The sequence below is a fragment of the Paenibacillus sp. 01T443 genome (genome assembly GCF_056398325.1).
This window is the reverse complement of record NZ_JBFTPE010000005.1, coordinates 249357-262206: the sequence shown is the minus strand read 5'-3', so window position 1 is coordinate 262206 and position 12850 is coordinate 249357. Positions and strand designations below refer to the sequence as shown.

Below are 12850 nucleotides of genomic sequence, written 5' to 3'. Positions count from 1 at the left end.
GAAGACAGTTCTTCCTTACTTGGAAGAGCTGTCTTCTTTTTAATCTATAAGAAAGTATGAATTTTAATATTAAACGAAGCTTATATTCACCGCTAAACGAGCTTTTGCTGCCATATTACAGTGACAAGTGTTTACACTTGTGTAACAATTTGCATATGGGAGCGTGAGTGGATGTTGAAAGTGGTATGGATTGAGGATGAGAAACAGCTGCTGCAGGAATGCGCTGATTATTTGAGCAAGGAATCGGTAGAGGTGTATGGCGCTTCTTCACTCATGGAAGCTGAGCGTCTTATTCCGCAGGTGCGTCCGGATTTACTGCTGGTCGATTGGATGCTTCCTGGCGGAGTGAGCGGAATAGAGATATGCAAGCGGAATGAAAAAGAGTGGCAGCTGCCCTTCATTATGGTTACAGCGAAGGGGGATGAATTTGATAAGGTGCTGGCGCTTGAGCTCGGCGCGGATGATTATTTGACGAAGCCGTTTGGGCTTCGTGAGCTAAGTGCGCGAATAAAAGTGGTAATGCGCAGAGCAGGCAAGCCGGGGGAGGCTTCTTTGCCTGCTGCGGAGGCTTCCGTTATTCATCAGGGTCCACTCATGCTGGACCGTCAGCGCTTCATGGCCGAGCTCGGAGAGCAAAAACTTGACTTGACCCGCACGGAATTTCTGCTGCTCTGGAAGCTGGCAGCCAATCCGGGAAGGGTGTTTACCCGCACGCATCTAATGGATGAAGCGCTAGGTGACGGTTTTCTAGGCTATGAGAGGACGCTGGACTCTCACATTCGCAATTTGCGGCGGAAGCTGGAAAGCGGAGATGAAAGGCTTGAGCTTATTCAAACGGTATACGGTGTAGGCTACCGCTTTACGGAGGCGTTCAAATGAGGAGCGGGAGTCACGCAGGCTTTTCGCGGCGAGAGAAGCGCTCGTTAGTACTCGTAAGCGCAGGGGCTGCTTTGCTGACGCTTGCTTGCTCACTATGGCTGTCGTTTAGCGCCGATCGGGCAGAGCAAGAGAAGCTGGCGCTTTTTTGGAACGGGTATGCCAAATTATTTTATGAGAAAACGGGGAGCTGGGCTGGATTTGAAGAACGACTTCAATCCGATCGTTATATGGTTGCTTCCAATAAGTCTCTGATGCTCAAAGCCTATGTCCTTGATGGAGGATCTGCAATAGCGGGATGGAATGTCGATAAAAAGGACAATCCTCAGGCGCGCAAAATAGCTGTTCTCTCGAATGGGAAAATTGTCGGTTATACGCAGGCAATGGTAAAGACCCCTAAATCATCCGCTATTCGCATTGTTATTCCGCCGCTTGTGTCCCTGTTGCTTGCCTATGTTATCGGTGCTTGGGCGATTCGCCGCTCGCAGCGAGAAGCAAGGCAAACGGAGCAGCGCATTGCTGCTGCGATAGCGGAGCGGGCAGATCTAACGGGCGAGAAGCATGCGTATCATCGCGAAGCTTCTCTAAAACGTGTGTTGGAACAGGTGGATCAGCTGGCGCGAAGGGTTAAACGACTGGAAACCGTGCGGCGCACCATGGTGGCGGATATCGCCCATGAGCTTCGAACGCCGATTGCCGTTATGCGGGCGCAGCTGGATCATGCCATTCAAGAGGGGAAGCCGCTGCCGCTAGAGCGAATCGTACCTCTTCATGATGAGACGCTAAGACTCACGAAGCATGTTCGTGATCTGCAGGAGCTGTCACTCGCTGAATCGGGTCATCTGCCTCTGAGCAAAAGCTGGTTTTCATTATCGAAGCTTACTGCAGATGTTGCCGAGACACTGGCTGTCGGGACGGAGGAGAAAGAAATACAGATGAGCATCGCCATGGATCAGGATATTCGGGTTTATGCGGATGAGGCTCGGGTTCGCCAAATTATTATCAATCTGCTCGGCAATGGGCTCCAGCATGCGCGCGATGAGCTGCGAATGGAGCTCCGATTAAAGGGCGGACAGGCTGAGCTGACGATTGCTGATGATGGTCTCGGGATCGAAGCGGAGGAGCTTGCCTTTGTGTTTGACCGCTTTTATCGAGGCGGTGATCAGCTCAAAGCGAGCAAGCGCGGGTCGGGCCTTGGTCTGGGGCTGGCGATAGCTAAGCAATTCACGCTCGCGCATGGCGGAAGGCTAAGCGTATCAAGCCAGTATGGAGCGGGGGCCGCATTTACGTTATGCCTGCCAGTTATTGAAGGCTAGAAATCTGCACAAGTTCTGCATATTTGCTCCATGATGAGTGCATATCGATTTGCTAGAGTGAAAGCATTCGATGGAACAAGAGGTGAACAAAGAACAATGATTACGGTAAAAGGCTTAACGAAGACGTATGGCAAAGGAGAAGCGGCGGCCAGGGCGCTCCGCGATGTTTCATTAACGATCAACAGCGGTGAAATGGTCTCCATCACGGGCCCATCCGGCGGCGGGAAATCGACGCTGCTGCATATTTTGGCGGGCATTGAATCCTGTGACAGCGGCGAGATATGGATTGGCGACGCGCCCATTCACCAGTGGGATGATCGAAAAATAGCGAAGCTGCGGCTTGCGAAAATGGGGTTTGTCTTTCAAGCGTACCATCTCGTGCCGGTATTAAACGCCTGGGAAAATACGGCTCTTCCGCTGATCGCCTCGGGCGTCCCGGCGAATAAGGCCAAAACGAGAGCGCTTGAAGCTCTCAAAGAGGTTGGCCTTGAGGGAAAAGCCAAACAATACCCTGGTGCTCTATCAGGCGGTCAAAACCAGCGGGTAGCCATTGCCCGCGCCATTGTAGGAAAGCCGGCAATCCTTTGGGCGGACGAACCGACCGGGGCGCTGGATACCGAGACGTCTGAACAAATTATTGGGATGCTGGAAATGCTGAATCGTCATCATGGAACGACTATCGTCATGGTCACTCATGATCCTCAGGTTGCGAATCGGGCCTCTCGTTCGATTCGCTTGCAGAATGGCCGTGTCGTCCATGACGGAGGCGGTCTGCATTGATTATATCCGGGATTGTTTGGCGTATGGCGCTTGGGCATTTGAAAAAACAATGGAAGCAGACGCTGATCACGATAATGGCGGGAGCTATCGGAGCCATGCTGATTGCTATCAGCGTGGTAAACTATGAATCCATACAGCGCAGCGGAGAAGTATGGATCGAGACGCATCTCGGTCCCATCCATTGGGAGCTGACACCGAAAACGCATGATGGCAGCGATTTTACAGGGCAAGAAGTCACTCATTTGCTGGAGAATGCCCGCAGGGTAAATGATGGCTTTACCTTGCTGCCCTATGTGAAGACGGAAGCTGCGTTATTTACGACGGCGGCGAATACGGGTGAGGAAGCAGCATTGAAAAACATCCTGCTCATGGGGTTTCCCATGGAGGATGCGGCGAGGTTTGATCCGGCTGACGCGGAGCTATGGAAAGAAGGCCTCGCTGATGACGAGCTGATTATCAATCGGGATATGGCCAGATTGCTCGGCGTCGATGTCGGCGATGTCTTATCCGTCACTACTTCCGAACGAGATCAGCTATTTCGAATTCATGCCGTGGTGCAGCAGCGGGGCTTGACGGGCTATCAGGAATCCGGTGCATTCGCCGGTACGGTTATTGGCACGGAGCATGCTGTTCGGGAGCTGTCCGGTCAAGCGGGCGATGGTTATGCAGCCATTTTGGCAGGAGCCGCGGATCCATCAGTAGACTTGCAAGGAATGTATATCGATCCGGACTACCCTTACAAGATTGAGTACTTAAAGCATGATTTCAAAATTAAGGTCAAGCAGATGAATTATTCGTTCATTATCGGCATGATCAGTATCGTTGCGATCGTTTCCTGTATGCTGTTCATGCGCCAGGTGCTGGTGATGATTGGCGAGTCTAGACAACAAATGTACGGCATCCTGCGGACGATTGGCTTTACTAAAGGAAACATAGCAGCGATGTTTACAGTGGAAGCGATTTTGCTCTCTCTTGCCAGTGCGCTGCTTGGGACGATTATCGGGATTGCAGGCGGCTACGGCCTTGTTCGATTATTTTATGGGGCATATGCAGCTGAACTGGCACGTATGGCAGGCAGCCCAATGCCGGTTCATCCTTATGTATCGCTGGGAAGCGTGGCAGCCATTTTCGCGGCAACGCTCTTTTTTCTCAGCATGATTACCGTCTTTACGGCACGTAAAGTAAGCAGATTTTCTATTGCAGCAGCATTGCGCGGACCTTCAGAAGGGGAGGAGAGAGAACGGGCCAAAGGCGGCAGACGAAAGAAAACCTCTATTATTTTCATGATAGGGCTGGCAGCTTCATGCATTCATTTTACTTTTGCTTTCGTTCAAACCCCTGCTTTAGATGGCGGAAATTTGCTCCTCATAGCAACGACCTGGCTAATAGCTTGTTGTTTCGTGCTTTTTATTGTTCTGTCAGTACTAGACAAGCTGGCGATCCCTTTGCAAAAGCTGCTGCGTCTGATCGGCATACCTCCTTTATCGTTGATGATGGCGATCAAATATCCGCGTCGGCACAGTAGGAGAACATATACAGCTGCGCTTTTGTTTGCGCTAGTTATGATGACGATCACCTTTGTCGTTTGTATCATGCAGTTGATTCTCGCGAATGGCAATGTAGATCGGACTAACCAAACTTTATTTGGTTTTGGGGGCTATGCTTCGTACCGTACGGCTCAGGAAAAGGTGAAAATTGAGACAGCGGCCGCAAAGGATCCGTTTATTCAGGAGCATCTAAAGGGATCGCTAAACGTTGAGCCCTATATGCTCACGATGATGGAGCGGGGAATGGCGCAAGCCGTTGTTCCGGTTACCGAGGAGCTTCTGCGGGATAACCATGTTCGTCTGCTAGGCAGGTCGCCAGCCTTTTCGAGTGATGAAGCTGCGTGGGAAGCGGTATTAAATGACCCTAAGTATATTATGCTCCCACATTTTTATATGATGAAGGATCCTTTGACTATTGGGGATATCACGCTTATAAAAGCAGGCGACTCCGTTACGCTCCCCATTTACGAAAATAAACTTAGAACGAGTCAGGACACATGGGAACCGGCTGAGAAACGCGAGTTTATTGTTGCCGGATTTGTGCCAAATGACACAGCCCCGCTGCTCATGGACTTCTACGGCGCTACCTTTATGCATAAGGCAGTTGCTGAGGAGCTTCGTCCTTTTGGACATAAATGGCCAGGACAAGATGATCTTGGTTTTGTTTTGTTCAAATTTGATTATAAGGATGTGCTGCTCGCGCAGTCGCTGGAAGAAAGGTTCGCCATTCAAGGTGTCCTGACCTTTACCGTTCCTTACTTGAAAAACTCATCGGCGCAGCTCATGAACAAGCAGGTTGGGTATGGTTTCGTCGGTTTTTCGGTGATATCGGCTTTTATCGGATTGATGGGGCTCGCGATTATTCAGTTTAGAGCAGTGCGGGAACGAAGCAAGCAGGTAGGGATGATTCGCTGTATCGGGGTACCGAGCAAGTCTATCTATTGGATGTTTCTTATCGAGGGCTTTGTTATAAGCGCTGTTGGTTTGCTGGTGGGATCGGCGATCGGAGCGAGCGGGGTACGTATATTTGCGGAGAACGTCATGAAGGATGTACGCGTCTTTGAGGAGCCGTTCGTTTTTCATTATCCATATGCTATCCTTCTGCCGATTATAGGAGGCTTGCTTTTTGCTTCTTTAATGATTAATATCGCGCCCGCGAGGGCGGCGCTTAGGGTGAAAGCGGTAGATGCGCTTAGAATGAGCAATGATTAAAACCGAATGCGGCTCATGCTCAGTTAGAGCCAATCGGACAAAAGAGGGTGCCCCAGCAGCGTATTCGCCACTGAGACACCCTCTTTTTACGATGATAACAGCTTATTTGCTGTTAAATGCGCTCAGCATCCACACATGCTTCTCAAGTGCTGTATGGATCGCCAGCAGCATGTCAGCTGTTGTTTCATCCTCAGCCTTCTGGGCTGCCTGCATGCCTTCCTTCAGCTCACCGATAATTGTTGTGAAATCCGCGATTAATTGATCGACCATTTGGGTAGCATCCTCTTTATTAGATGCTTCCTCAATGCTGGAGGTTTTCATATGCTCCTTCATCGTCGCAATAGGCTTGCCCTTCAAGGCGAGCAAACGCTCTGCCAGCTCATCAACGTGGAGCGCAGCCTCCTCATATAGCTCTTGGAACTTAACATGCAAAGTGAAAAACTGAGAGCCTTTCACATACCAGTGATAGTTATGGAGTTTGATGTAAAGCAAGCTCCAGTTGGCGATTTGATGGTTCAAGTGCTCTTGTACGGTTGTCGATTTTGCAGTTGTTGCTGTAGTCATATTGATCATCCTTTCTGAGGGTAGTTTGTGCTATTAACAGGAAGTGAATACGAAATAAATAATGATAAAAGGATAAATACGATGGATTTGATTTAGATCAATTCCTTATTTATAATTATTACAAATTACATGTTTCCTGTCAATATTAATACACGCTTTATCACGAAGTGAAACAGGTAGCCGAACATATGATGTGGAAAAAAGGTTTATGGAGTAGAGGGGAAGCAGCAGATGGGTATGGTACGGATGAATTAAGGGATCCATTGGTGCTCGAGCGGAAAGAGAAAAACGCATCGGCTGACTCAGCCGGTGCGCTTTTTTATATACAGTCATGCTATTAAATATTTAACGGATTAACATTTCCTCGGAATTGCCTGCTCAAACGCTGAATGAGCTTAAGCTTAGCTTGTTAATCAGAACAAAAGTCAGTGCCGCGCGCCAAGTTACATTGTAGTTTGTGCAACGGAATCGAATGTTAGCCAAGCTTTTCCTAGCTACGATGCAGTTTCTACAGTAGTTTGGCTCTTCTAAGGCGCATTCGGCGCTCAAAGGGCCTTTTAGGCCGCATAAACTGCAGTGTAGGCGATAAATAAGGAGAGTCGGCAAGGTTTCTGTTGTATTTTATACACTGTACGTGCGTGCCGGAGTTGGGACAAGGTCATAAATCCGGTAATGCCACGCGCCAAGCTTCTGTTGTACTTTATACACTGTGCGCGTCGGAGTTGGAACAAGATCATAAATGGTTTGTTCCAGTTTTAATATAATGCTACGTGTAAAGCTACATTGTAGTTTGTACAACAGAATGAACCGTTAGCCAAGCTTTTCCTAGCTACGATGCAGTTTGTGCAGTAGTTTGGCTCTTCGAAGGCGCATTCGGCGCTCAAAGGGCCGATTAGGTTGCATAAACTGTAGTGTAGGCGATAAATAGGAGAGTCGGCAAGGTTACTGTTGTACTTTACACACTGTACGTGTCGGAGTTGGATCAGGTTAATAAATGGTTTGTTCCAGTTCTAATAATGCCACACGTAAAGCTACATTGTAGTTTGTGCAACAGAATCGAATGTTAGCCAAGCCTTCCCTAGCTACGATGCAGTTTATGCAATGGTTTGGAGCTTTTAAGGCGCATTTGGTGCTCGAAGGGCCGATTAGGCTGCATAAACTGCAATGTAGGCTATGAATTGGAGATTCAGCAAAGGCATCTGTTGTATTTTATACACTGTACGTGTCGGAGTTGGGACAAGGTCATAAAAGGTTTGTTCCGGTAATACAACGCTCCAAGCTTCTGTTGTACTTTATACACTGTACGTGTCGGAGTTGGATCAAGCTAATAAATGGTTTGTTCCAGTTCTAATAATGCCACGTGTAAAGCTACATTGTAGTTTGTGCAACAGAATCGAATGTTAGCCAAGCCTTCTCTAGCTACGATGCAGTTTATGCAGTGGTTTGGCGCTTTGAAGGCGCATTTGGCGCTCAAAGGACCTTTTAGGCTGCATAAACTGCAATGTAGGCTATGAATTGGAGATCCGGCAAAGGCGTCTGTTGTATTTTATACACTGTACGGCTGAGCTGAGAGCTGAGTGAGACTGCGCTAGGGCAGTCTCACTCAGATCAGCAGCTAAGTTTATACTTGCGAATGGTTAACTGCTGCTTCAAGGGATGCTGCAGCTTCCGCGTCTGCGAGCATAAAGATCGTGAGAATAAACATCGCATGTGACCAAGTAAGCGGCACGACCCATGCGGTTTCGCCGGTGTTTTTGTCTACTTGCTCAGGCAGCAGGCCGGTTTCGGTGCGATGATCGATTGCCCATTTGAGCAATTGCTTTGCTTCGTCAAGGCTTCCCGTTTGAATACGATAGTGTGCGAGCCACAACGTCGTGAGAATCCACGGATTGCCGCCGATATAGATGTCATCCTCATAACGCTTAATTCCGCCCACGCCTGGAACAGTTAATGCAGCCTCTACAGCGTCGGCCGTACTGCGCATATATGGGTGATCAGCAGGTACGGCGCCAAACGGAACGGAGATGCCGAGCAGGCTGATATCAAGTACGTCGTCATGGTTGATGATGTGTTTTTGGTAGCCTTTGTTGCCTTCAGTCACATAGCCGGTTGCGCCGTCCGCAAGGGCCTGCACGTATTTGCTTGAATGAACGGTGAGTTCTACGCCGCGGTAGAAGCTTCCGCCTGCTTCATTCCAGCACAACTCTTTAATGGCAGCAGAAATCCGTTCTGCTGCGGCCGTCCATTCGGCAGCGAGCTCAGGCTTTCCGGCAAGCTCAGCAAAGCTCGCAGCCGCCGTCAAACCGCCGTATACAGCGGCAGAGGAGTAAGTATGCGAAGCTTCACGTTCCTCCCATAAATCAATGCTTGGCTTAGGCAGGCCGTTCTCCGAATTGAGGAAGCTAATGAGGAAGGCTGCACCTTTCTCGACTGCGGGCCAAACCTGCTCTGCGAACTTCCCGTCCTTCTTCTCTAAGTAATGCTGCCACATTCCCCATATAATCGACGAGCCCTCGTCGATTTGAAGCCCCCATGACGGAGCAAGGCTGCCGTCGTGATAGTGGCGCTGCTGCCATGAGCCGTCAGGCGACTGCGCTGTGAGCGTCCATGCATAGAAGCTGTCGGACAAGGCTCCAAGACCTGCTCTATCAAGCGCAGTTGTAATGAATGCGGCATCTCGGCCCCAACAGAACGAATATCCGCCGCAGCGGACAAAATTTTCATCAAATTCCGGCGCAGCGATAATGCTGCCGGTTTGCTCGTCGGACATAAGCTTAAACATAAGCAGGGAACGGTCGTACAGCTCTGAAATTTCAGTATCTTCAATTGGGCAAGGGGCAGCCGCTGCCAAAAAATCATGCCAATAAGCCGTGGTTTCCGCGATCCATTGCTCGCTTTCCTTTTCTTTCGCAGTCCGCATTTGCTGCAATGCGCTTTGTTCGTCATGCCCGGCTGTCAGGTATACGGGAACGGTTACGGACGCACCCGCTGCAAGCGTGTCAATCTGCCATTTTAAAGCCCCGTCTGGCTTCATATCTATGTTATTTCCATTCAATTGACCGCTCTGCGCGGAGTCCCAAGTAAGGCCTGCTTGGTAACCTGTGCATACGTTTGCACTCGAAAGCGCAAAATAATACTTATGGCGAAAATGAACCAATGCATCGTCAGCGGCAGCGAACAACGTTGTGTTGTACAGCTGATTTTCGCTTACGAGGAAGGAGGAATGAACGATAAACGAGAAGGAAACGGGTTGATCGCTTGAATTCGTAAAGGTATACTCGCGTACAATCGTATCTTGGCCGGGAACCGCGAGATGCAGGCTTCTTACGTGAAGAGGCTGCTGCTCAGAACGGGCATTAACGCGGAAAATATTCGTTTTGGCCACATATTCAGCCGTATGCTGCCAGCCATCTGCCTCTTCATCAAACCAAGAAACAGATGATTGCTCGAATTGAATACCGGTGCGAATGGCGTCAACATGCTGAGGCAGATCAATATTCGGCCACCACAGGCGATACATTTTGCCGGTGCGGCCAAGCGATGCAAGAAATTTGGAATTGCCGATAATAGCGTCTACTAAATAAGGTTTTTTATCTGACATGGGGTCAGCTCCTTTTGGAAATGTTCTGTATGGACGATTCGCGAACAATTAGTCTGTGCGGAATAATCATTCGGTTTTGATGCACGCTCTCTTCTTGGATAAAACGGATCAGCATTTGCGATGCCGTATAGCCAAGCTGATAGGTTCCGATATCAATGGAGCTGATCGGAGGTGTAGCCAGTTCTGATAGGGCAATATTGTTGAAGCTGACAATGCTCAAATCTTCCGGAACCTTATAGCCTAGCTCCGTCAGGCCGCGCAGTACGCCGAATCCGACAACATCATCGATGACAACGAGGCCGCTTGGCCGCTCAGGCAAGCTCATCATGAAGGACATGGCGCGATAGCCGCTTTGTTGAAGAAATTCGCCCTCCACAATCCATTCCGATCGGACCGGCAAGCCGGCTTCATGCATCGCCCGTCGGTAACCCTCCATCCGATCATGCGCAACAGTAAGCGTTGGCGGTCCGCTGACGAAGCCGATTCTTTCATGGCCCTGCAAAATTAAATGCTGAGTCGCATCATAGGCGGCCAACTCATTGTCATTGTCGACGGATAATATATTAGGACGATCCTCGGTCCGGCCAATCAATACGGTAGGGAAGCTATGTTTATTCAGCAGGTCGATTAAGGGGTCATTTACCCGTGACGATAACAAAATTACGCCGTCTACCCGGCGTCCGAACACAAGGCGAGATACCGTTTCCATTTCATCACTAGGAGAAGTTGCAGCTGTAAGCAGCATATCGTAGCCTGCTCTTGTCGATTGAGTCAGTATGCCGCGCAGCAATTCACCGAAGAAAAAATCCTGAAAAAGCTCTTCGGCAGGGCGGGGCAGCATTATAGCCAGTGTTTGGGTTGTTTTTGAGACAAGGCTCTTCGCCATCACGTTTGGATGGTAGCCCATTTCCTCCATAAACCGTTTGACCTTCTGCGTTGTAGCCTTACTTATGCGAGGGTGATTTGAAACGACCCTGGAAACCGTAGAAGGCGACACTCCGGCAGCTTTAGCAATATCTTTAATGGTTACCATATTAAGCCCTTCCCCCATTGCGCAATCATGCATGCTTTATATGCTTCATCCTAATGCAATTGTTGCCTAAAAGTAAATATATATGTTAGGAAAGCGTTTCACAAATGATAAAAAACTGAATGAGAGAGAGAAAAGCGAAGAAAAGAGAAGATAACCGATTATTTGTTCTGAATATTGAACTGTGCAAACGTTTTAACAAATGCACTGCCTTGTTGTATGATGAAGCCACGAATAGAACGCTTTCAAAGCAGTTCCTTCAGACATGCATCGCGAAAAACGGCAAAAATGCTGATTGCGGAGCATTTTTTACAACAGTTTGTACAAACGTTTGCGCAACGTATGAAAAGAGCTGTTCCTAACGGAAACAAGCGGCTGCGAGCGATAATCAAATAGTTTGTACGAGGAATTCTGCTGTAAAAAAGGATCATGAAGAACCGTTTGAACGGCGCCGATTCAGTAAAGGCATGGAACACATTATGGAGGGGGATCACCTAGCATGAAAAAGTGGTTTGTAATGTCATTAATTGTTGCCTTATTTATCGTATCCGCATGCGGCGGCTCGAACAACGGTGGAAAAACGGAAAATGCGGCTGACGCAACAAATGCTCCTGCGAACACGAACAACACAGCAGGGAATGCGAATGAAGGAGCAGCAGATTCCGAAGAGATAACTCCAGAGGAAGGCGCATCCTTGCTTGTATGGGAAAGTAAAGAAGAGCGTCCTTTTGTTGAAGCAATTTCAAAAGAATTTACCGAAAAATATGGAATCGAAGTGAAATTTGAAGAGGTTGGCGCAGCTGACCAAGTGACGAAGCTGACGACTGACGGTCCTGCAGGCCTAGGCGCAGACGTTGTCGTTTTCCCTCATGATAACCTAGGCAGAGCTGTAACGGCAGGCCTTGTGTTGCCGAATGATTTCTATGAAGAGCAAGCTAAAACGGCAAACTCTGAAATCGCTGTAAACGCAGTTTCTTACGGCGGCACGCTTTATGGCTACCCGCGTTCGATCGAAACTTACGCTTTGTTCTACAACAAAGCGTTAATCAAAGAAGCTCCAAAAACATTTGATGAAATCGTTGCTTTCGCAAAAACTTACAACGATGTACCAAACAACAAGTTCGCTCTGATGTGGGAAGTAGGCAACTTCTACTTCAACTATCCGTTCATCTCCACAGGAGGTTACGTATACGGTGAGAACGGTCAAAACAAAGAAGATATCGGCTTGAACACAGAAGGCGCAATCAGCGGATTGAAATATTACGGTTCCCTGAAAGACAGCATTCTGCCGCTTAACTCCGGCGATATCACGTACGACATCAAGAAAGGCATGTTCACAGGCGGAACGCTTGCTATGGATATTAACGGTCCTTGGACAATCGCAGATTACAAAAACGCAGGAATCGATTTCGGCGTAGCTCCAATTCCAAGCATCAACGGTCAACCGGCTTCTTCTTTCTCCGGCGTTAAAGCTTGGTATGTTAACCAATTCTCGAAATACCCGAATGCAGCTCGTTTGTTTGCTAACTTTGCATCCACAAAGGCTGCGCAATTGAAAGACTTTGAATTGACAGGCGCTATCCCGGCTAACACCGAAGCTACAAATGATCCTGCCGTTCAAGAAAATGATATCGTAAAAGGTTTCGTAGCTCAGTTTAACCAATCGACGCCGATGCCTTCGATTCCTGAAATGGGCAACGTATGGAGCCCGATCGCAGCAGCGTTCTCCGATGTGTGGAACTCTGGCAAAGATGCTAAGGAAGCTCTTGATAACGCGGTTCAACAAATCAAAGATGCAAACAACGGTACAGCAGCAAAATAATAAGTTAATCGGGTCCAGCCCGCCGAATCTGATTCGGCGGGTGAACCGATTTCATTAATCCGCAGCTTTTTTTGAGCGCATGGCGGCTTAAAGCGTTTTTCA

The 12850-nt window shown here is 48.6% G+C and carries 8 protein-coding genes; 5 read left to right on the top strand and 3 right to left on the bottom strand.

Translation table 11 applies throughout. The features are described from left to right. Window positions 1–171 precede the first annotated feature (171 nt). The 4 genes from AC1DLI_RS08835 (at window position 172) to AC1DLI_RS08820 (ending at window position 5731) form a co-directional block, all read left to right on the top strand. Window positions 172–879 (top strand): response regulator transcription factor, encoded by a 708-nt coding sequence (locus AC1DLI_RS08835; RefSeq protein WP_477601581.1) that lies wholly within the window; start codon window positions 172–174, stop codon window positions 877–879. Continuing rightward, on the top strand, window positions 876–2192 hold the full coding sequence (locus AC1DLI_RS08830; protein WP_477601579.1) for a sensor histidine kinase: 1317 nt from the start codon (window positions 876–878) through the stop codon (window positions 2190–2192). Before AC1DLI_RS08835 ends, AC1DLI_RS08830 begins: the two co-directional genes overlap by 4 nt. 96 nt (window positions 2193–2288) lie before the next feature. Next, entirely contained in the window at window positions 2289–2972 is a 684-nt protein-coding gene (locus AC1DLI_RS08825) for an ABC transporter ATP-binding protein (protein ID WP_477601577.1), read from the top strand. Then, the gene (locus AC1DLI_RS08820) at window positions 2969–5731 is read left to right on the top strand and encodes an ABC transporter permease (RefSeq protein WP_477601575.1); all 2763 of its coding nucleotides are present in this window, start codon (window positions 2969–2971) and stop codon (window positions 5729–5731) included. Before AC1DLI_RS08825 ends, AC1DLI_RS08820 begins: the two co-directional genes overlap by 4 nt. Before the next feature lie 102 nt (window positions 5732–5833). On the opposite strand, the gene AC1DLI_RS08815 is transcribed toward AC1DLI_RS08820, so the two are convergent. The 3 genes from AC1DLI_RS08815 to AC1DLI_RS08805 form a co-directional block, all read right to left on the bottom strand. Then, window positions 5834–6295, bottom strand: coding sequence for a Dps family protein (locus AC1DLI_RS08815; RefSeq protein WP_477601573.1), 462 nt, complete (start codon window positions 6293–6295; stop codon window positions 5834–5836). A 1621-nt stretch (window positions 6296–7916) separates the two neighbouring features. Next, window positions 7917–9896, bottom strand: a complete 1980-nt coding sequence (locus AC1DLI_RS08810) for a glycoside hydrolase family 15 protein (protein ID WP_477601571.1) — start codon at window positions 9894–9896, stop codon at window positions 7917–7919. 4 nt (window positions 9897–9900) lie between these two features. Continuing rightward, window positions 9901–10929, bottom strand: coding sequence for a LacI family DNA-binding transcriptional regulator (locus AC1DLI_RS08805; protein ID WP_477601569.1), 1029 nt, complete (start codon window positions 10927–10929; stop codon window positions 9901–9903). A gap of 496 nt (window positions 10930–11425) precedes the next feature. On the opposite strand from AC1DLI_RS08805, the gene AC1DLI_RS08800 reads away from it, so the two are divergent. Further along, window positions 11426–12748 carry a sugar ABC transporter substrate-binding protein gene (locus AC1DLI_RS08800; protein ID WP_477601567.1) on the top strand — a complete coding sequence of 441 codons (1323 nt, stop codon included), beginning with the start codon at window positions 11426–11428 and terminating at the stop codon, window positions 12746–12748. Window positions 12749–12850: the final 102 nt, after the last annotated feature.